Consider the following 19,630-nt stretch of genomic DNA (forward strand, 5'->3'; position numbering starts at 1 on the left):
GCGCCTACTTCGTTTCTGTGCGATCGCCCTTCGATTCCGCAAACCATGCGGCAACCTGTGTGCGCGAGGTGAATCCGAGCTTCACGAGCAGATGCTCGACGTGGCCCTGCGCGGTGCGCGGCGAGATCACCAAACGGGCTGCGATCTCCTTGTTGGTGAGACCGTCAGCCACCAGAGCGGCGACTTCGAGTTCGCGCTTTGTCGGCCTGCTCGACGGGCCGGTAGTGGAGCTTCGAGGGCTGGTGCGTTCCTCGCCCAGTGCGTAGTCGACAGCGTCGCGGAACCGAAGGTCGGCACCCTTTCTGCGTGTGTCATTGAAGGCTCGCTCGCCCAACGCGAGTCTGATCTTGCGTTCGTACTCGTCTTGGAAGACGGCCATGCTCGGCACGACAACAGACGAACTTCCGACGGACCGGCTCGCTCCCTCAGCGGTGCCCATCAACATGGCTGCGCGTCGAGCATCATTGTTGTCGATCGCGACCCACGACAATACTTGCAGGCACATGCTGGCATTCAATCGGTCATTGAGGTTGCGGCCCAATCGCAATGCCTGCTTCAGTAGTCGAGAGGCCTGATCGCCATTGCCCTGCTTCCAGGCCGCAACAGCCAGCGTCCACAGCACATACGACCGATACACAGTTTCGCCGTGTTCCTCGGTAATGGCAAGTACGCGTTCGTTGTATTCGATTGCCCGGTCGGTGTCATCCATCAGTTCGAGTGTCATGCCGAGGGTAAGCATGGCAGTTACCTGGAAGGGCAGGTTCTTCTGTTCGGTGAACAACTGAGCAGCCTTTTCGAGGTGGACACACGATTCGGCAAGGTTCTCATTGAACAGGGCAAGATAGCCCTCTGCATGGTGGAGGTAGGCGTTAATCATGGGGTCGGTCGATTGGCCGGCGAGGACCCGTCCCTCGTTGACGAGTGCTGCCGATGTCTGAATATCTCCCTGTACCGCAGCTAAAAGGCTTCCTGCATGAATTGCCCTGGCACGCTCGATGGTTGGTGGGCCCGTTCGATATTCGCTGAAACGCCGTAACCATTGGCGGCCTTCGGTGATTGCGCCGCGTGAAAGCCAGTACGAAAAGAGGGCTGTGGTGATCCGAGTGCCGATTTCAGGGCTGTCGGACACACAGAATTCCAAAGCCTCCCGCAGATTCGGCTTTTCCCGAGCGATAGTGCTGATCAACTCGATCTGCCGAGGACTGATCCACTCGGTATCTGCTGCGAGCGCCAGAGCTTCGAACCAATCACGGTGTCGGCGACGAAGTTCCGTGTACTCAAGTTCTCCCGACTCTTGTGCCTTCTGCCGCCCGTAGTCACGGATTGTCTCCAGCATCCGGAAACGCACGGTGTTGCCGGATACTTCACGGATCAGTATCGACTTGTCGACCAGAAACGTCACGGCGTCGAGCACGTCCGTGGGTGTCAGATCTCCGTCGCAAATCTGTTCTGCGGCTTTGAGTTCGAATCCACCGGAGAACACCGACAGTTGTGCCCACACCGCTTGTTCCATCGGAGTGCACAGGTCGTAACTCCAGTCGATGCACATTCGCAATGTCTGTTGCCTCGACGGTGCGTCCCTGCTTCCGCTGGTCAACAAGGCGTATCGCTCGGAAAGTCGTTGAAGGATTTGTGTGGGCGACATCGCCCGCAACCGCGCTGCTGCCAACTCGATCGGTAGCGGGAGCCCGTCCAGTTGCCGGCAGATCGATGCGATGGCGACTTTGTTGTCCTGCGTGAGTTCGAAGCCCGGCACAACTCCGGTGGCGCGATCGACGAACAGTCGCACGGCATCGTTACTCGATGCGCCCTTCGGTAGGTTGTCAGGATCGGGGACCGGTAGTGGGGGGACAAGGAGTATCGACTCTCCTCCGACTCCGAGTGGTTCGCGGCTCGTCGCCAGAATCCTCAGGTCTGGGCAGGCGCGTAGCAGGAATTCCGATAGCTGCGCCGCTGCAGTAACTACCTGTTCGCAATTGTCGAGTACCAGCAAAAGTTCTCGTTGAGCAAGGAACTCGGCAACCATCTCCCGTACGGGCTTCGCGGACCGGTCTTGTATTCCCAGGGTGCGTGCCACAACACCTGGGAGCAGGGATGGCTCTTGCAACTCCGCCAACTCCACCAGTCGGACGCCGTCGGCAAAACTGGGTTGTGTCTTGGCCGCGATCCGGAATGCGAGACGAGTCTTTCCCACGCCGCCGATTCCGGTCAACGTCACCAGTCGTGCGGTCGTGAGCAAGTTTTTGGCCGTGGCGAGTTCGGTGCGGCGGTCGACAAAACTGGTCAGTTCGAGCGGGAGTCCCCCGGTCCGATCCGTCGGCGGAGGAATGCTTGCTTCGGGGTACTCGTTTGGATGATGACCTTGTGCGGTGGACGGTGGGACAGATTGCGTGCGTACAGGTTCGGAGTACAAGGACATTTCATCGACCGGCAGACCATGGCGGCGTTGAGCTTCGCGGAGTTGTTGTCCCAGTTCCTTTGACGACGGGCGGGTTCCCGGGTTGGCGGACATGGCTCTTTCGATGAGACCGCCGACGTCGTCCGGGATGCCGAACTCGCGTGGGTTCGGAACAGGTTCCGACGTAACACGCAGGAACTGAGCGACCAGTCGTTCACCACTGCGACGTTCGAAGGCAGCATGGCCGGTCAGTGCGGCGAACAACGTAGAGCCGAGACCATAGACATCGGCTGCTGAACTCGGCGGCTCGCCAGTCACGATTTCCGGCGCAATGAACGCCGGCGAACCCGTCACAATGCCTGTGCCAGTTTCGAATCCGCCGGAAAAGTGAGCGATGCCGAAGTCCGACAGTGCCGGCTCACCGTAGTCGGTGAGCAAGATATTCCCGGGCTTGACATCTCGATGCAGGATGCCGAGTCGGTGTGCCGATTCCAAGGCGCCGGCGATCTTCACACCGAGGCGCAGAGCTTCGCCGAGTGGGAGCGGTCCGTGCCGTCGGATCTTGGTGTCGAGGGAATCCTGGGCGTAGTACGGCATGACGATGAACGGCCGTCCACTGTCGGTGACACTGGTTTGAAAAACGTTCACGATGTTGGGATGTCCGGTCAGTCGTCCCGCTGCTCGCTGCTCTCGAAAGAACCGTGCGCGGTTCTCCTCGTCGAGGTCGGCAGTGAGAACCTTGAGCGCCACAATGCGGTCGAGTGCAGGCTGGGCGCAACGGTAGACGACTCCAAAACCTCCACGGCCGATCTCGGTTGCGTCCTCGAACCCGGACGCAGACAATTCCGCCGCGACCGAACCAGCCGCGTCGAACTGCGTCGCGAAGGGATCGATATCGGTCATCGACTACATCGATCCACCTGTGCACGTCGCGTGGAGAATCCGACGAAACTCACCTATCGATGATGGACCCTCAACGCCTCTGCTCGCCACCCCGAACGGATATTCTGTTGGAAATTCAAGTGAGTTGGCTCAACGCAGACTCACGTCGCGGCAACCTTGACGGCGAAGGCACTCAGCAGTGCCCCGGTGACGAGGCGCTGGGCCGCCATGACGCGCGGATGGTGACGAAGGTATTCGGAGACCGATGACGCAGCGAGCACTATCGCTCCGTTGATCGCCACAGCAACGGTGATTTGAACTAGTCCCAACTGAAGGAATTGACCCAGCACCGGTCCGTTTTCGGGGTGCACGAACTGAGGGACTAGTGCCGCGTACATCAGTGCGATCTTGGGATTCAAGATGTTTGTCACCAATCCCATGGTGAACAACCGGAAAGGTGAGTGATCGTCGAGTTCTCGGGCCTCGAACGGTGAGCGTCCGCCTGGTCGCAACATGTTCCACGCGAGATATGCCAGGTAGACGGCGCCGACGAGTTTGACGGTCGTATATGCAGCCGGGACCGCTGCGAACAGCGCGGACAGTCCTGCAGCGGATGCACCCAGGTAGAAGACAAATCCCAGAGCGACTCCGCCCAGCGAGACCAATCCGGCGCGCCTGCCTTGTGCGATGGAGCGTGACGCGAGGTAGACCATGTTCGGGCCGGGGGTCAGCGCCATAGCCAGCGCGACGAGCCCGATCCCGACCACGGACGCGATGGGCAGCATGTTCTCTCCTCTGTACTTGTTTGTGGACTTCGATTAGTTTCCGGTGCGAGCACTGTCCACGTCCATCGCATATTTGCGAACTATTTCGTGAAGGATTGCTTCATGGATGAACTTGCCACGCTTCGCGCGCTCCAGTCGGTCAAGGAGCATGGGACGGTCACGGCTGCAGCTGCAGTTCTGCGACTGAGTCCGTCCGCGGTCAGCCAGCAACTCAAGCGACTCGAAAAGGCGACGGGTCGGTCCTTGTTGACGCCCACGGGGCGGAGAGTGGCTCTGACGCCCGAGGCCCATGCTCTGCTCGACGAGGCGGGCCCGGTGTTGAGTCGGTTGGAAGCCATTCTCGGTGTTTCGTCCGGTCGAGAGACCCATGTCGTGGGCCATGTGCGGGTCGCCGCATTTACGACGGCCATCCGGCACGGTGCGCTGACGGCGATAGCCGAAGTTCAGGACCAGCACCCACAGCTCACGTGTTCACTCGCCGAGATGGACCCCGGCGAGGCGTATCACGCCCTGTCTGCCGGGATGGTGGACATTGCAGTCACACATCATTGGCAGGGGCTCCTCGAGCCGGTGCACCCAGCGATCACAGTGAGCCCCCTGACCGACGATATTGCCGACGTAATTTGCCACCGAGACCATTCACTTGCCCTCTCGCCCGCACTCGAAGACCTTGCGACGCACAGTTGGGTGTCTACAGGTGCGGGCACGATCTGTCACTCGTGGCTTACCCATATGTTCGCCCTGCATGGTCATCGGCCACGTATCACCGCGGAAATTTCAGATTTCGCGCTGCATGTCCCGTTCGTAGCCGCGGGTCTCGGGCTCGCTCTGGTGCCCCGGCTGGGCCGTCCCGAATTGCCTGGCGAAGTTCGCGTCCTCGAGCTGGAAGATCCACCGGCCCGCAGGATCGGCATCGCACTGCGTACCCATCAGGTCGGCGACAACGCGATATCGGTAGTCGGGGCGGCGCTACGATCACGCCTGCGCGATTAGGTCGAGAGTCTTTGTTCGGTAGGCACTTTGGCACGTATCGTGACCTGTTTGCAACCCCAGTCGTCGATCCTTATGTGTCTACCAGTTTGGCCGAACACTCTTTCGGGTAGGTCCGAAATAGTGCAGCGATCCACTCAGGAAAAGGCATGCTTCCAGCAGAAGAGAGGACGTACCAGATGGCTCGTGGGGACTCACAACCACAACTCAAAGACCAGGACCTCTACGAGAAATTGCGCGAGAAGGGAGATTCCAAGGAGAAAGCGGCGCGGATTTCCAATGCAGCAGCCAATCGTGGTCGTTCGAACGTAGCTGAAACTGGCGGTCGGTCCGCTTCGTACGAGGAGTGGACAGTAGAGGAATTGAAGACGCGAGCAAAGGAACTTGACCTGCATGGGTACTCGAAGATGAAGAAAAGTGAATTGATCGACGCACTTCGCAACCACTGAATTGGGCTCTTTCCGTTGAAGGCTCGTGGTTTGTGAGTGTCGAAGCCGAGGATCCCATGGCAAAAACCGCTCCGCCTCAATCTGCCGTCCTAGACACGCCCACTCTGGGCGTGGAGGAGGAATTCCTCCTGTGCGATCCGCTGACCAAACAGCCGAGGTTGCGCAATACCGAAGTTGCAGCCGCAGGAAGAGACCTCGGAGTCGATCTTCAATTGGAGCTCACTCGCTGTCAGGTCGAGACCGCCACATCGATCGGGGGTCATATCTGCGATCTTCGGGATCAACTGCGTGAACTTCGCTTCGCCGCGGCCGACGCTGCAGCCCACGCGGGATGTCAGCTGCTGGCAGTGGGGACACCGTTCTACGACCCACCGCCGAACGAGACCACTGACACCTCGAGATATCAACGCATGGCCGGTGAATTCGGTGCTCTCACTGCGGGAGTGATGTGTGGCTGCCATGTGCATGTGGGTGTGGAGGACCGTAAACAGGCCGTTCGGATCATCAACCATCTGCGTCCGTGGTTGCCGACGCTCTTGGCGTTGACTGCGAACTCACCGATCAGTGCCGGCATCGATACCGGCTATGCGAGTTGGCGTTACATCATGTACGGGCGATGGCCGAGCTGCGGGCCGCCGCCGTACTTCGAGTCCGTGAATCACTACGACGCCGCAATCGCCACGATGCTCGAGGCGGGTGTCATTCTGGACCCCCACATGGTCTATTGGGATGTTCGGGTCTCGGATCACCTTCCTACCGTGGAGATTCGGATCAGCGACATTCCAGCCACAGTTGACGAGACGATCACGTATGCCACGCTGGTACATGCGCTGGTTGTCACCGTGATGAAAGAGATCACAGCTGGAAGCCCTGCCCCGATCATCGATCAGGAGGTCTTGCGCGCAGCGTGCTGGCGGGCAGCCCGCGATGGGATCGCCGGTCAAGCTCTCGACATGGATGCTGTGCGCCTGGTGCCCACGCGTCAGCTGGTTCGGCGACTGCTGGATTACGTTGCGCCGATGCTGGCCGAGTTCGGCGAGCTCGAGCGGGTTATTGCCTCACTGGAGAAAGTCTTCGATCAGGGTAACGGGGCAATGGTGCAACGCCGCACGCTGGCACGATCCGGCATCACCGAGGTGATCGACGAATGCGCTCGCCGCACCGCGGAAGGGCGCGATCGGCAGACGGATATCGCGCTATCGCCGTCGTAGTGTGAATCGGCACCGGCGGTGCGGGCGGACGCTTCTCGAAACAGCTCGTAGTTTGCCCTGTCAACGGTAATTCGGGTTGTTGAACTCGGGGATCTCGATGCTGATCGGTCGAAGTTCGGACATGTAGAGCAGAACGAACTGTCGGAGTAGTTCGTCGAAGGTCCAGTAGGCGTGTGGTGCAAGGGGGATGGGAAGGAGCCCTTCACGGACCTTCACGAATGGACCCCATGCCGTTTCCAGGAGGGTGCTCCACACCGGTTCCCGTGGAATGTTGAGCCAGTTGGCTATTTCGTTGCCGAGCATGAAGCGAGTCAACGCGCCGAGGATGGGCCGAGTGAGAAGTGTGAAATCGAGGCCCGCACCCAGATCGAGAAGAATGTCGGCGAGCTTGATTCCTTCCGGTGTGGGAGCCAGGATCGGGTCCAGGACTTGTGTGGCTTGAGATTCCGCGTCGTTCCACGTCGCGGGAATGTACTGATCCTCGATACCGAGAAGATGAGCGCTCAGTTGCCACGAATGGAGAAATCCGTCGGACTCGTCGGCGGGGACTTTCACGTTCCACGCGTTCAGGTTTCGCATGGCGGTCGTCGGCAAACTGTGCCACGTGACCATCATGTCGTGCTGACTGATCGGAACATCCTCCGGCGCCATGTGCGTCCAGTGTGGAGACTGAGGCAGCAGATGCCGCACCGCGGCATGCACAAGTCTGGTCTTGACGGAGGTGACGATCATCTCGCCGTCAGGCTGAAATGCGTTGCGAGAACCGATGTCGTATCCCAACTTTGCTGTTTTCGAGATGCGGTTCTTCATATTCGCTCCGCCTTTGGAGTAATACACAGCCAACGCCTCTTTAGGTATGACAGTGCTCATCATTCCGCTGGCGAAGCCATAGAGAACGCCGAGGTAGAGACCTCGCTTCTCATTGAATCGCACGGCCGCCGCGAGCTTGTTCTGATCGGCCCAGGACGGTAGCTGCCGGGCCTGTTCCATGAATTCGCGAAGGTCGGACGGAAGTCCCGTCGGCAGCGGCTGGCCGTTCTTCTTCCAGGTACGCAAGAGTTCGTTGACTTTCGGAACGTCGCCTCGGTCGAGGAGAGATGCCACGAGTGGGTCAGCTTCGGTGTCCCACGTTTGTCTCGGATCTGCACCGCTCCCGGTTCCGGGCACCGAACCTGCTGGTGACCAGTGCCACGGCTGCGCACCGGCTGGCGTCGCGAGCGCGCCGAGTGCTCCCAGTGCCCCGAGTGCACCGCCAACTCTCAACACATTGCGCCTACTGAGATCGTCCATGTCGTTACTCCCGGTTAGTCCGATGAAGCAATGAAACAATTCATGTATCTCCGTATCATTGGTAACATAGCGTGATGGGCGCCACAAGTGTTTTGTCTGATCTGCCATCTGCGCACCCTCGCGGCATGAAGGAGTGCATGTGACCCGTAAGGCGCCTAATTCATCTGCGTTGGAATCGATTACGTTCCTCGGGGATGCGATAGCAGAAGAAGATCCAGGCAAGGAAGATCGCTCGCGTATCCGGCTGCTCGATGCGGCCCACGAACAGTTCTGCAAAGTGGGAATTCAGCGCACGTCGATGGAGGACGTGGCCCGCCGAGCCAGCCTCTCCCGTATTACCGTCTACCGGAAATTTGCCACCAAGGATTCGCTCGTCGAGCAGGTCGTTCTCCGGGAGTTCCGCAAATACTTCGATCAATTTCTCGTTGACATAGAGCTCGCGGAAACGGTGGATGATCGAATAGTTCTAGGGTTCGTGAGCTCGCTGCGCGCGATTTCCAACAATGCACTGATCTCGGCGCTCATCGACGCCGGCCCGCACGTACATGGATCGATTCTCGGCGATAACGGACGAACACTCGCAATGGTGCGGCAGTTCGTTGCCTCTCAACTGCGTAGGGAGCAGGGAGCGGGCACCATTGTGGATGAGGTGGATGTCGACCTCGTGGCCGAGATGTTCGTCCGAGTGACGGCTTCCTTCCTGATGGTTCCCAGCGAGGCCGTCAACCTTCACGACGATGCGCAGATGGAGGCAATAGCACGGCAATTCCTCGTGCCGATGACCAAAGCGTAGTTTTCTCGCAGAAGCGAGAACAACCTACACGGCATCGAGCACCATCATCATTGCCGTTGCACGAGCACGGTTTTCGATGGTATCGACGTGGAATCCGATGTGGTGGGAAAGTTTCGCCAAGCGGTGAGCGACGCTACTGTGGTGAAGGTGCAGGCAGTCTGCTGCGGCTCGCAACGTGCCGGATCGCAGATACACCCTCAGTGTTTCCAGCAGTTCGATGCCATCCTTGGTGCCTCGGAACTCTTTGGCGCGAACCAGGTCCGGAATTCGGGTGTGATCGATCCTTGTGCCCGGTGCCAAGAGGTTGAGAGCGCCGAGATCGTCTGCGTTCACAATCGGTGTGGTGGCCGATGATTGACTGCGGGCGAATCGCGCGGTGCCGATGAGTGTGTGGATTTCGGAAGCGGCGGCAGCCAAAGATATTCCGGCCCGGACAGGCATCGCTTGTGCGATTTCGGAAAATTCTGCCGACGAGATGAATGAACCCGTGACGAGATCCAGGCATTCGCCGCCCACTTCGATTCCGGTCGCTCGGCCCGGTGTCCAATCCTTCGAGAATTGCAGGTGCGCAATCTGATTGGTTGTGGAAACGATGATGCGCACTGAAGCGGCAGGGTCGAGGCCGAGACCCGCACACGATGTCAGCACCGCTAGCTCGTCCATCGGGAAGAGCAGATTGTGAGTGTGCTCGGCTTCGGTCAGTAAGCGTCGGGGCCGCAAGATTATCGAGGCCGTGAGAGCCATCCGGTCGACGAGCATCTCGTCGAGCGGCAAGTTCGCACCGGGCCGCTCGATCCATACCGTGCCGAGAACCTCGTCGTCGACAGCGATGTCTCTGACAATGCTGGGGGTGAGCTGCGGTTCGGGTGACCAGCGGCCGCGAGGGTCACAACGGCGCCGGTGGCTTCGACCGTGCTCGGCGATCTCGATGCCCGCAACACAATCCGCCAACTGGGCGCTCGCGCGAAGTAGTGACGCTGTGTCGGCGCCGTGACGCACGAGGGTGTCGAAGTAATCGATGACGCGTACCAGGCCTGCCGAGTCGGCATCGAGCTCGGCAAGCCGGTACATCAGTCCTTGCATCTTGCAACGCTACGAGACCCGTGACGGCGAATGCAACCTTCTCCCTAGCACCGTGAGTGCTTCAGCGGCTGCTCGTTTGCTGATCTCAGCGGCTCCGATAAGACCTGACCCGTGAAAGGTGCCGGGGAATGAGTGCAGTTCGACGCTGACTCCGGCGTGGAGCAGTCGTAGGGCGTACTCGATTCCTTCGTCACGGAGCGGGTCGAGTTCCATCGTGGCCACGTAGGCCGGTGGCAAACCGGTTAGATCGGTGGCCCGCGAGGGCGCGGCATAGATGGAGACGTCAGGGTCTTCGGAACCTGAGTACGACTCGCCGAGGTAGTACTGCCATGACACGATCGCGTTGGGGCGGTTCCACATGGGGGTGTCGACGAAGTTCGTCATCGAGACCGTCGCCAGACGGTCGTCGAGTGCAGGGATTTCGAGGTACTGGAATACGACGGGCACGACGCCCTCGTCTCTGGCTTTCAGTGCCGTGCCAGCGGCCAGTCCGCCGCCGGCGCTCTGGCCGCCGACTGCGATGCGATTCGGATCGATGCCCAGTTCCTCTGCGTTTGTGTAGACGTAGAGGAGTGCGGCGTAGCAGTCATTGACGGGGCCGGGGTCAGGGGTTTCCGGTGCGAGGCGGTATTCCACGTTGGCAACGGCGAATCCGAGTTCGCGGGCAACCTCGACGCAAAATGGATCGCTGGACTCGGCTGTGCCGATGGCGAATCCGCCGCCATGGAACCAGACCAGAACAGGGATCGGACCGTCGACATTGTCCGGAGTGACAAATCGAATCGTGACCTCGGGATCGCCGTCCCAGCCGGGGGCGGACAGTTCGCGAAGTGTGACTCCGTCGAACGACAGGTCAGCCAGCACGGGCCTGCCCAGGGTGTCGAGCATGGCCCGCGCAGCGGGCAGGTCTGCGAAGTCGAGCTGCGGGAGCATGGTGAGTGCCGGCGCCAGTTCGGGGTCGAGGGTGGGGAAGGTTGTCATGCACACATCATCGGATTCGAGTTTGACCTGTGTCACCTGGGGTTTGTAGGAAATTGTCGGGTTCTTATCCGACGGGTGTCGGATCTCCCTAGGATGACGCTGGTGGACACACTGCGTCTCGGGGTTGATTCTAGCGATTCGGAAGTCGGGGCCAGGATCGGTGGACGCCCGCCACAGGTTTTTGCCGGGCAGTCGATCCTGCAGACGCACGAGTACCTTCTCACGCTCGCGGCACACACGGCTCCGTGGCTCGGTGCGCGAGAGCTTTCCGTCTTCATCCGTCGAGGCTTCTCCATCGGCGACGACGACCTCGACTACCCGGACATCGGGGTTCGCGCAGTCCTGCATCCACCGTCACAACGAAGTGGGGAATCGGCCGGCAGTCATGAGGGCCTGGGGAGCGCGGCGTTGATCAAGATTCCCGCGGTCGACGAGGTGATGCCGCTGGTGCTGATCGCGCCGCAACCGGTGCTCATCCAGCATCAACCGTCCTACGCCGACGCCGTCGAGGCGGACGGACATCACTTCCTGTTCCAGATCAATGAAGAGGGGTGGCCCGTGGTTGCCGAGCCGCAACCAGAGTTCATCGAGGAGTACCTGTTCGGCTACGGCTCGGTGTACCTCTACGGGAGCTGCGACGAGACCGGGCTCGTTCGTGACGTTGTACCGGGATTTCTCGACTTTTGACCTGCCCCAAGATGCGTCTGTCGATACCGTTGGCATTGCGTCCGTGGCCTCGATCTCTGTGGTTCGAATTTTTTTCCGAAGTTATGTCGATCGGAGTATTCGCCGTTCGACGTGTAGACAGAGGGACCGAATGAGCGGTCCACAAACGAAGGAGAATCCCATGAAGTACATGCTGATCATGCGATCCACCGACGAGGCCATCGAAGCGTCGAAGGATATGGATTTCGACGAAATTATCGCCGCGATGGGCCAGTACAACGAGTCCTTGATCAAGGCAGGAGTCCTTCTCGCTGGTGAGGGCCTGGCTATGGAGGAGGGATTCATCGTCGATTTCGACTCCGATCCGCCGCTCGTATCCGACGGCCCCTACGGGGAGACCAAGGAGCTGTTCTCGGGCTTCTGGATCATTCAGACCGCTACCAAGGACGAGGCTCTCGAGTGGGCTAAGCGCTGCCCCCTTGGACCGGGCAGCAAGCTCGAGGTTCGCCGGGTCTCGGAGATGGAAGATTTCGACCAGAGCAACGAGTACATCCAGAAGGAAGCCGGCTGGCGTGAAGAGCTGGGTACAGATCGCCCTGTCTCGAGCTGAGCCGTGACTGATGATGCGGTGAGGAACGCCGTCGATGCGGTGTGGCGCATCGACAGTGCGAAGATCGTCGCCGCACTCACTCGTACCGTCGGCGATCTCGATCTTGCCGAAGATGTTGCTGGGCAGGCACTGCTCGAAGCGATCGAGCAGTGGCCTGTCACGGGTATTCCCCGGAATCCGGCGGCATGGTTGACCTCCGTCGCCACGCGGCGCGCCATCGACGGGTGGCGTCGACGGGAACGCCTCGACGAGCGATACGCGCATTTTGCGCGTGAGCTCGAGAACGATGCACATCGGTTCAACGAAGACGGTTGGGATCCGGATCGCATCGACGACGATGTTCTTCGGTTGATTTTCATGGCCTGCCATCCGGTCTTGAATCGAAAAGCTCAGGTGGCATTGACTCTTCGCGTCGTCGGAGGCTTGACGACGGAGGAAATCGCCAAGGCGTTTCTTGTGCCAACCGCAACGATGCAGCAGCGGATAGTGCGTGCAAAGAAGACGCTGACGGCGGCCAAGGTGGTCTTCGAAGTGCCTCCGCGGGAGGAGTTCCCGAGTCGGCTGAGCGCTGTTTTCGGTGTTCTGTATCTGATTTTCAACGAGGGCTATGCCGCCAGTTCAGGCACTGAGTGGATGCGAACCGACCTCAGCAGTGAAGCAGTGCGTCTCGCGAGAATTCTTGCGGAACTTGTTCCGGGGGAACCGGAAGCGCACGGTCTCGTTGCGTTGATGGAGCTGTCGGCATCACGATTTGCCGCACGTACTACCGCCGACGGTGAACCGATTTTGCTGGCGGATCAGGATCGAGCGCGGTGGGACCGGACCCAGATCACACGTGGTCTGGTTGCTTTGGCGAGGGCGGACGACGTCGGTCGGGGTCGAGGACCTTACGGACTGCAGGCCGCGATTGCCGAATGTCACGCACGAGCAGCAACTTTCGAGGAGACGGACTGGAAGAAAATCGTGCTGCTGTACGAGGCGCTGCAACAGCTTGCCCCATCGCCGGTCGTAGATCTGAACCATGCTGCGGCGGTATCGATGGCGTACGGTCCGGCGCCTGCTCTCGAGTTCGTCGACAAGCTTGTTGCTTCCGGTGAACTCGCCGGGTACCACCTGTTGCCCAGTGTTCGGGGCGAGCTCCTCGGCAGGCTCGGGCGAACCGAAGAGGCTCGCACCGAACTGCTCGAGGCTGCTCGTTTGGCAGGCAACGACCGGGAAAAGGTGGTGCTCATCGCTAAAGCGGACGCACTTCGTGACCGGCACACCTGAGCGAGGGAACTGCTTCAGGCTGTTTTTGCGCGATGGGTTCGTTCGTAGCCTTTCCGATCGTAGAGGCGTGTGACAACAAATCCGAGGACCAGTCCGATTGCCAGGCCGAGCAACGTCATCCAGATCGCGTGGGTCAGTCCGGCGTCGCCGTGGGCACCGAAGAACAGGATCGCGCGTGTGCCCATGTAGATCTGGTGCATCGGTTCGAACTGCGCAAGCCAGGAGTAGAGGCCGGGGCTTGCTTCGAGCGGTATCGTGCCGCCGGACGATGGCAAGGCAAGGATGACAAACACGAAAAGGTTGATCAGCATGCCAAGCGATCCGAACGCCGCCATCACCGACATGGCGGTGACTCCAACCGCGATGATGACGAGGGTGCCATACGCCCACAATGCAAAGCCTTGTGTGACAGGCATTCCGAGGGTGCGGCTGATCAGCTGGAATAGTCCGGACACCACGCCGGACAATACGATCATGAAGCCCCATTTGATGAGAAGCGTTTGAAATCTATTGATCCCGACTACGTCGTTCTGCACGAAGAGCGGACCGAACTCGGTGGGTGCGTAGCCGAGCATTCCGTCTACCAGTGAATTGACGACTGTCGCTCCGGTGAATCCGGCGAGCACCAGCAGTAGCGCGAAATAGAAAGCGACTAGACCGAATCCTGTGCCGTCGGGGAGCGGATCATGTGCAACGGTAAGAACATTCACCGGATTTTCGAGGAGAAGGCGGCTAGCGCCGGACAGCTGCATTCCGGTACCACTTGCCTGCAATTGTTGTGTGACAAGCGTGGTGAGTTGCTCACCCATGTTCTGGTTGACCGGCTCCAGCGCAGTTGTGCTGATCGACTGCACCAGCGACGCGGAGATGGAGCCGGCACGTGGATTGGTGTAGATGGTGATGATCGGTTGTTGCACCTCAGTGGCGGCGATGCTTCCCTGTGCCAGAGCTATTGTCTGCTGGGTGAAGTCGCGGGGGATGACGATGGAACCGTAAAGCGTCCCGGAGCTGAGTCGCGGTGGCGATGTCGTTTCCGAAGTTCTTGACTGCAGCGGGATCGCTGCCGGGCAGGGTACCGCCGACATCTTCGTTCACCAGAGCGATCGGGAACTCGTCCAGATGCTTCTTGGGGTCGAGGATTCCGCCCATGTACAGCGCAGCGAGTGCCGACATCAGCAACAGCACAACGATCACCGGTGCCAGCCAGAATCGCGGTGTGTGCAGAACAGAGCGGGCGGATCGCTTGTCGTGTGTGCTCATCGTCAGTCGACCGGCTTTCTCTCGCACGGAAAGTGTGTGACTGAGCGTAGAGCCAAATATGTGGTGTTGCCGTTCTGAACGTTCTTCAGGAAAACCACTGATCCGGATTTGTTCGAGCAGCATCAACAACTTCGTCGATTGCCTCGGCGGTGAGTCCTGGCTGCTCGGTATGGACGTAATGGCTGGCGTCGGTGTCCAGATCGAGGTGTGCGTGTAGACGTTCGGCCAAAGCTTGCTGTCCGGCAATGTGGGCTGCGAATATCGTCGGACCGAACTCGACAGGTATCCCTGGAGGCAATTCACCTGCAGCCGAGATTGGTTCAAGGTCAAACGGTTGATCTGAGACAAGGATGCCAACCGGCATCGGAGGGGGATCGCCTGCATCGCGTAGTGATTGGAAGCTGGGCTCTAAATTGCTCTTCTCCTGGTTGTACGGTTCGAGATCAGGAGAGTAATTGCTGTTGAGCGTGAGCCACCACTGCTGCTCTTGCGGAGTCAGCCCGTCGTAGAGAAGTTCGGTGAGGGTATCCACGAGGACCAGGCCGTCGACGTCGGTGGGATAGGTGTCGGCATAGAGGCGAGCGATCAACCCACCCCAGGAGTGAGCGACCAGGACATAGGGGCCCGGAACATCGGCCGCGCTCAGTAAAGTGTGGAGGTCGCGCATTCCGTCTTCGGCGGTGGTGGGCTGGGGCACCGCAGTGGAGCGGCTCGCGTCGACGTGCTCGCCGGTGATGGTGACGGTGCCGGGGCGGTCGTAGGCGCACACCCGCGTCGTCTCGGCCACGGCGTCGAAAACTGCAGTTTCGGTCGGGTTCGGATCTGCCACGGTTTTCCAGATATCTGCGCGATCGGTTCGGCCGGACACGAACATGACGGTGGGCGATCCGGTCCCCTTGCACGTCAAATACATGCTGCGGCCGCCACCGATGTCCACCAGTCCGGCGAAGTCGCCATTGCTCGGGGAAGCCGTGGTCGAGCTGACCTCGGGGCTCGTCGAATTCGAGCAGCCACCCAAAACCAACGCGGTGCAGGTGGCAAGTGACGCCATGGCTCGTGAGTTGAGGTTCATGATCTTGCTCCTCGCGATCGGCGGTGTGCGCGAAGTCAGGGGTACCCCAGTTGCGTGCCGCCTAAGTGTCGCTATCGGGAGCCGCGTGAGGAATCGACGACGTCCGCAACGGTGCCCTAGCTGCAGTTTTGATGCCGCGCCCGGTGTGTCTGAGCGGTCCCATTGGGCGCCGAATGCGGTCCCCGTCACAAAAGCTCATTGACGTACCCCGCTTCGTGGTTTCTAATAGACGCATCGTGCATATAGTGCGCTACGGCGCGCGATAGTTACACCAGCGCAGATAGGAAGCCATGAAAACCACTCAGGACACCGAAGTACTCATCGTCGGCGCCGGTCCCGCCGGCCTGATGCTGGCGAACATCCTCGGCATGTACGGCAAGCGGGTCACCGTGCTCGAGGCCATGGATACGCTGATCGACTACCCGCGTGGCGTGGGACTCGACGACGAGTCATTCCGCACCATTCAGACGGTGGGCCTGGTGGATGCGATCCGCCCGCACACAAATCCGCAGCACATCATGCGTCTGGTCAACGGGGCCGGAAAGGTCATGCTGGTCAACAATCCGCAGACCGTGGAATTCGGTTGGGAACGCAAGCACGGCTTCATCCAGCCTGAAGCCGACCGAGCACTGTACGAGGGACTGTCCCGGTTCGAGAACGTTCAGGTGCTGTTCGGCCATCGCGTCGAGAACGTCGAGGAAGACGGCCAGTCTGTTACCGCTATCGCGTTGGTGACCCGCCCCGACGGAACTGTCGAGGAACGACGCTTCGGCGCGCAGTATCTCGTGGGGTGCGAGGGTGGTAAATCCCCGACTCGCAAGCGTCTCGGTGTCAGCTTCGAGGGTGAATCACCTTCTACACGTTGGCTTGTCGTGGACGTCAACAACGATCCGCTGGGCACCCCCAACGTGTTCTTGGGTGCCGATCCGAAGCGTCCGTACGTGTCCATCGGTCTACCCCACGCGGTTCGGCGCTGGGAATTCATGTTGCACGACGACGAAACCGAAGAGCAGGTCACGGACCCCGACTACGTGAATGCTCTTCTGGCAGATCATGTTCCCAACCCGGCTGAGCTGGATTTCATTCGACGACGCGTCTTCACCCATCACGGCCGCGTGGCTTCCGACTTCCGCAAGGGCCGCCAGTTGATCGCGGGCGACGCCGCGCATCTGATGCCGGTGTGGATGGGTCAGGGCTGGAATTCGGGTATGCGCGACGCAACCAACCTGGGGTGGAAGTTGGCCGCCGTACTTTCCGGTCAGGCGGACGACGCACTGCTCGATACCTATACATCGGAGCGCAGGGACCACGCTCAGGCAATGGTGGATCTGTCGCTGACGTTCGGACGGCTCATCAAGATCACCAATCCGGTCGGCGCTGCACTCCGCGACGCTGCGTCGTCGGTGCTCAATCTGTTCCCTCAGGTCAAGAGCTACTTCGCGGACATGCGCTTCAAGCCGATGCCGCGCTACACGAGAGGCGTGCTGGCCGACCCGAACACTCGGGAATCGGGAAGTGCAGCAGCGAAACTCACGAGCAAGCTCATCCCGGTGCTGACCGCCAACGTCAAGAACTCTCCGGTTGGCGTTCAGTTCCCGCAGCCGCGTGTGAACTCGCGTGATGCGTCGGACCAATTGCTCGACGACGCGATCGGCAACTGGTGGTCGGTGATCGTGTGGGGCAACAGCCCCAAGGACGTGCTCCCACAGGATTCGCTCGACAAGTTGTCTCTACTCGGTGCCCGTCTTGTGGCGGTAGTTCCGGAGACCCAGCGCGAATGGGCTCAGAAGCATATGGATCCGGACGTCATGGTCCTCGGCGATCACACCGGCCGACTCAAGAAGTGGTTCGACGACCGTCCCACTCCCTTGGTCTTCCTTCGCCCCGACCGTTTTGTTGCCGGCGCCTGCCTGACGCAGCATGCCCCGGCAACGTTGGACGCGATCCTGGCCGCAATGAAGTTCACGCCGGCCGGCGTTGTTGCGGACGCAGTCGCAGTGCCGGTCGCGCTCTAACTATCAGCCACACACACCTACGAGAAAGCCGGATACATGACTACAACCGAGATTCCCGCATATGTCACCGATGATTTCTTCGGCCTCGAAGACAAGTGGATCGAGACCGCAGACGGCGAACTCACCCACTATCACGAACTGGGCGAAGGTACCCCGATCCTTTTTCTGCACGGTTCGGGCACCGGCGTCACCGCCGCGGCCAACTGGTGGCTCAACCTCCCGACGCTCAGTGAGCAAGGACGCTGCATCGCAATCGATTCCATCGGCTACGGGCAGAGCGTTGTTGCTCCGAACACGGAGTACGGCATCAAAGAATGGGTTCGCCATGCCGTGCGCGTTCTCGACGCCCTCGGCATCGAGAAGACGTGGATTGTCGGTAACTCCCTCGGCGGTTGGCTTGCCTTCCAGTTTGCCATCGATTTCCCGGAACGCCTTCTGGGAATCGTCTCGATGGGCACGGGCGGCGCAAAGTTGACGGGCGCCCTCGCCGGCCACTCCAACCCGAACCTGACCGAAGCGGGTATTCGCAAGACCCTCGAACTCTTTGTTGTCGACAAGTCGCTTGTGACTGACGAATTGGTGTCCTTGCGGTACCAATCCGCGCTCAACGATACGGCGTCGGATCGTCTGGCCGAGGTGGTCGCAGCCCGTGATCGTGACCGTACCGAACTGCCGCTCGATTTCGATGTGCTCTCCCGCTTGGATATTCCGGTTCTGCTGATCCATGGTGTCCAGGACGTAGTGATCCCGGTGTCACGTACGTGGGAGTTGCTCAACGTCATCCCGAACGCTGATGTGCACATCTTCAGCCAGTGTGGCCACTGGTCACAGGTCGAGCGGGCAGAGGAGTTCAATACCGTTATCACGCAGTATCTTTCCGCTCGGGGTGTGAGCTAGTCATGAAGCAGGCTTTGCTGTGCATGTCGCACAGCCCACTTTTGCACCACCTCGACCCGCCGGCCGATGTCAAAGCATCGGTGGAAGCGGCGTTCGACCAGGCGCGCGCGTTTGTCCACAATTTTGATCCCGATGTGATCGTGAACTTCGGACCCGATCACTACAACGGGTTCTTCTACGACCTGATGCCGCCGTTCTGCATCGGCTACAAGGCAAAGGGCAGTGGCGATTACGACTCGTTTGCCGGTGAACTGAACGTGCCGGAGGCTATGGCCGAGGACTTGGCGCAGTTCGTGATGGACCAGGGCCTCGACATTGCGATTTCTCGCCAGATGGAGGTCGATCACGGTGCGGTGCAACCGATGGAGATCATCTACGGCGACGTGGCGTCGAAACCGCTGATTCCGGTCTTCGTCAATTCGGTGGCTCGGCCGTTCGTGAAGGTCGCCCGCGTGCGTAAGTTCGGCGAGGCTGTCGGCGCGTACTTCAAGAATTCCGACAAGAAAGTGCTGTTCATCGGTTCCGGTGGGCTGTCGCATGATCCGCCGGTTCCGCAGATTGCCACCGCCAATGAGGCTCAGCGGAAAATGCTGACCGACGGCCGGAATCCGACGCCGCAAGCGCGGGCGGCCAGGCAACAGCGAGTCATCGACACTGCCGTCAAGTTCGCGGCGAACGAGGCCGACATCATGGATCTGAATCCGGAGTGGGACAGAGGATTTCTCGACGTGTGCGCTTCGGGGCGCATCGAGGATTTTGATCGCTACACCGCAGACGACATGGATGCGGTAGCCGGGCACTCCTCGCATGAGGTGCGCAATTGGGTGGCTGCCTACTCTGCCCTGCGGGCCTGCGGCGAATACGAGATCGCCTACGAGTTCTACCGGCCGATCAAGGAATACATCTCCGGCTTTGCCGTCACGACCGCGATTCTGCGGGATATCTGATTCTTGCTCTGCGGGCAAAGCCCCCTCCCACC

16 protein-coding genes and 1 pseudogene are annotated in these 19,630 nt (G+C 60.0%); 10 read left to right on the forward strand and 7 right to left on the reverse strand.

What is annotated here, in order from left to right; genetic code table 11:
- Positions 1 to 4 precede the first annotated feature (4 nt).
- On the reverse strand, positions 5 to 3,301 hold the full coding sequence (locus tag V2B23_RS04850; protein ID WP_430949310.1) for a protein kinase domain-containing protein: 3,297 nt from the start codon (positions 3,299 to 3,301) through the stop codon (positions 5 to 7).
- Positions 3,302 to 3,441: 140 nt separating this feature from the next.
- Entirely contained in the window at positions 3,442 to 4,065 is a 624-nt protein-coding gene (locus tag V2B23_RS04855) for a LysE family translocator (RefSeq protein WP_430949311.1), read from the reverse strand.
- Between the two features lie 102 nt (positions 4,066 to 4,167).
- Here V2B23_RS04855 and V2B23_RS04860 point away from each other — a divergent pair, with 102 nt between their 5' ends.
- The 3 genes from V2B23_RS04860 to V2B23_RS04870 all read left to right on the forward strand — a co-directional run bounded on the left by V2B23_RS04860 (position 4,168) and on the right by V2B23_RS04870 (position 6,715).
- Positions 4,168 to 5,058 (forward strand): LysR family transcriptional regulator, encoded by an 891-nt coding sequence (locus tag V2B23_RS04860; protein WP_430949312.1) that lies wholly within the window; start codon positions 4,168 to 4,170, stop codon positions 5,056 to 5,058.
- A 176-nt stretch (positions 5,059 to 5,234) separates the two neighbouring features.
- Entirely contained in the window at positions 5,235 to 5,504 is a 270-nt protein-coding gene (locus V2B23_RS04865) for a DUF7218 family protein (protein ID WP_430949729.1), read from the forward strand.
- A 56-nt stretch (positions 5,505 to 5,560) separates the two neighbouring features.
- Positions 5,561 to 6,715 carry a glutamate--cysteine ligase 2 gene (locus V2B23_RS04870; RefSeq protein ID WP_430949730.1) on the forward strand — a complete coding sequence of 385 codons (1,155 nt, stop codon included), beginning with the start codon at positions 5,561 to 5,563 and terminating at the stop codon, positions 6,713 to 6,715.
- 60 nt (positions 6,716 to 6,775) lie between these two features.
- Here the strand turns inward: V2B23_RS04870 and V2B23_RS04875 are convergent, their stop codons facing one another.
- A complete protein-coding gene (locus V2B23_RS04875; protein WP_430949313.1) occupies positions 6,776 to 8,005 on the reverse strand; it encodes an oxygenase MpaB family protein in 1,230 nt (409 codons plus the stop codon).
- Between the two features lie 139 nt (positions 8,006 to 8,144).
- Here V2B23_RS04875 and V2B23_RS04880 point away from each other — a divergent pair, with 139 nt between their 5' ends.
- The gene (locus V2B23_RS04880) at positions 8,145 to 8,798 is read left to right on the forward strand and encodes a TetR/AcrR family transcriptional regulator (protein ID WP_430949314.1); all 654 of its coding nucleotides are present in this window, start codon (positions 8,145 to 8,147) and stop codon (positions 8,796 to 8,798) included.
- Between the two features lie 24 nt (positions 8,799 to 8,822).
- Here V2B23_RS04880 and V2B23_RS04885 read toward each other — a convergent pair whose 3' ends face one another.
- Positions 8,823 to 9,881, reverse strand: coding sequence for a helix-turn-helix domain-containing protein (locus V2B23_RS04885; protein ID WP_430949315.1), 1,059 nt, complete (start codon positions 9,879 to 9,881; stop codon positions 8,823 to 8,825).
- A gap of 9 nt (positions 9,882 to 9,890) precedes the next feature.
- On the reverse strand, positions 9,891 to 10,898 hold the full coding sequence (locus V2B23_RS04890) for an alpha/beta hydrolase (protein ID WP_430949316.1): 1,008 nt from the start codon (positions 10,896 to 10,898) through the stop codon (positions 9,891 to 9,893).
- 57 nt (positions 10,899 to 10,955) lie between these two features.
- Here V2B23_RS04890 and V2B23_RS04895 point away from each other — a divergent pair, with 57 nt between their 5' ends.
- The 3 genes from V2B23_RS04895 to V2B23_RS04905 all read left to right on the forward strand — a co-directional run bounded on the left by V2B23_RS04895 (position 10,956) and on the right by V2B23_RS04905 (position 13,407).
- Positions 10,956 to 11,549 (forward strand): hypothetical protein, encoded by a 594-nt coding sequence (locus tag V2B23_RS04895; RefSeq protein ID WP_430949317.1) that lies wholly within the window; start codon positions 10,956 to 10,958, stop codon positions 11,547 to 11,549.
- Between the two features lie 160 nt (positions 11,550 to 11,709).
- Entirely contained in the window at positions 11,710 to 12,138 is a 429-nt protein-coding gene (locus V2B23_RS04900) for a YciI family protein (protein ID WP_430949318.1), read from the forward strand.
- A gap of 18 nt (positions 12,139 to 12,156) precedes the next feature.
- Complete coding sequence (locus V2B23_RS04905) at positions 12,157 to 13,407, forward strand: RNA polymerase sigma factor (protein ID WP_430949319.1); 1,251 nt, start codon at positions 12,157 to 12,159, stop codon at positions 13,405 to 13,407.
- A 14-nt stretch (positions 13,408 to 13,421) separates the two neighbouring features.
- On the opposite strand, the pseudogene V2B23_RS04910 reads toward V2B23_RS04905, so the two are convergent.
- Positions 13,422 to 14,667, reverse strand: a pseudogene (locus tag V2B23_RS04910) (YhgE/Pip domain-containing protein).
- A gap of 85 nt (positions 14,668 to 14,752) precedes the next feature.
- On the reverse strand, positions 14,753 to 15,739 hold the full coding sequence (locus V2B23_RS04915) for an alpha/beta fold hydrolase (RefSeq protein WP_430949320.1): 987 nt from the start codon (positions 15,737 to 15,739) through the stop codon (positions 14,753 to 14,755).
- Between the two features lie 290 nt (positions 15,740 to 16,029).
- Here V2B23_RS04915 and V2B23_RS04920 point away from each other — a divergent pair, with 290 nt between their 5' ends.
- From V2B23_RS04920 to V2B23_RS04930, 3 genes are read left to right on the forward strand one after another with little or no spacing between them, the layout of a single operon-like run.
- The gene (locus V2B23_RS04920; protein WP_430949321.1) at positions 16,030 to 17,754 is read left to right on the forward strand and encodes a bifunctional 3-(3-hydroxy-phenyl)propionate/3-hydroxycinnamic acid hydroxylase; all 1,725 of its coding nucleotides are present in this window, start codon (positions 16,030 to 16,032) and stop codon (positions 17,752 to 17,754) included.
- 36 nt (positions 17,755 to 17,790) lie between these two features.
- The gene (locus tag V2B23_RS04925) at positions 17,791 to 18,651 is read left to right on the forward strand and encodes an alpha/beta fold hydrolase (protein ID WP_430949322.1); all 861 of its coding nucleotides are present in this window, start codon (positions 17,791 to 17,793) and stop codon (positions 18,649 to 18,651) included.
- 2 nt (positions 18,652 to 18,653) lie between these two features.
- On the forward strand, positions 18,654 to 19,598 hold the full coding sequence (locus tag V2B23_RS04930; protein WP_430949323.1) for a 3-carboxyethylcatechol 2,3-dioxygenase: 945 nt from the start codon (positions 18,654 to 18,656) through the stop codon (positions 19,596 to 19,598).
- The last annotated feature ends 32 nt before the right edge of the window (positions 19,599 to 19,630 follow it).

The organism is Rhodococcus sp. 24CO (assembly GCF_050586165.1).
In the GTDB taxonomy this organism is placed as follows: Bacteria; Actinomycetota; Actinomycetes; order Mycobacteriales; family Mycobacteriaceae; genus Rhodococcus_F.

Excerpts from the sequence above, each read along its gene's own strand:
- V2B23_RS04850 (WP_430949310.1), bottom strand. The coding sequence starts at position 3,301 with ATGACCGATATCGATCCCTTCGCGACGCAGTTCGACGCGGCTGGTTCG.
- V2B23_RS04855 (WP_430949311.1), bottom strand. The coding sequence starts at position 4,065 with ATGCTGCCCATCGCGTCCGTGGTCGGGATCGGGCTCGTCGCGCTGGCT.
- V2B23_RS04860 (WP_430949312.1), top strand. The coding sequence starts at position 4,168 with ATGGATGAACTTGCCACGCTTCGCGCGCTCCAGTCGGTCAAGGAGCAT.
- V2B23_RS04865 (WP_430949729.1), top strand. The coding sequence starts at position 5,235 with ATGGCTCGTGGGGACTCACAACCACAACTCAAAGACCAGGACCTCTAC.
- V2B23_RS04870 (WP_430949730.1), top strand. The coding sequence starts at position 5,561 with ATGGCAAAAACCGCTCCGCCTCAATCTGCCGTCCTAGACACGCCCACT.
- V2B23_RS04875 (WP_430949313.1), bottom strand. The coding sequence starts at position 8,005 with ATGGACGATCTCAGTAGGCGCAATGTGTTGAGAGTTGGCGGTGCACTC.
- V2B23_RS04885 (WP_430949315.1), bottom strand. The coding sequence starts at position 9,881 with ATGCAAGGACTGATGTACCGGCTTGCCGAGCTCGATGCCGACTCGGCA.
- V2B23_RS04895 (WP_430949317.1), top strand. The coding sequence starts at position 10,956 with ATGACGCTGGTGGACACACTGCGTCTCGGGGTTGATTCTAGCGATTCG.
- V2B23_RS04900 (WP_430949318.1), top strand. The coding sequence starts at position 11,710 with ATGAAGTACATGCTGATCATGCGATCCACCGACGAGGCCATCGAAGCG.
- V2B23_RS04915 (WP_430949320.1), bottom strand. The coding sequence starts at position 15,739 with ATGAACCTCAACTCACGAGCCATGGCGTCACTTGCCACCTGCACCGCG.
- V2B23_RS04920 (WP_430949321.1), top strand. The coding sequence starts at position 16,030 with ATGAAAACCACTCAGGACACCGAAGTACTCATCGTCGGCGCCGGTCCC.
- V2B23_RS04925 (WP_430949322.1), top strand. The coding sequence starts at position 17,791 with ATGACTACAACCGAGATTCCCGCATATGTCACCGATGATTTCTTCGGC.
- V2B23_RS04930 (WP_430949323.1), top strand. The coding sequence starts at position 18,654 with ATGAAGCAGGCTTTGCTGTGCATGTCGCACAGCCCACTTTTGCACCAC.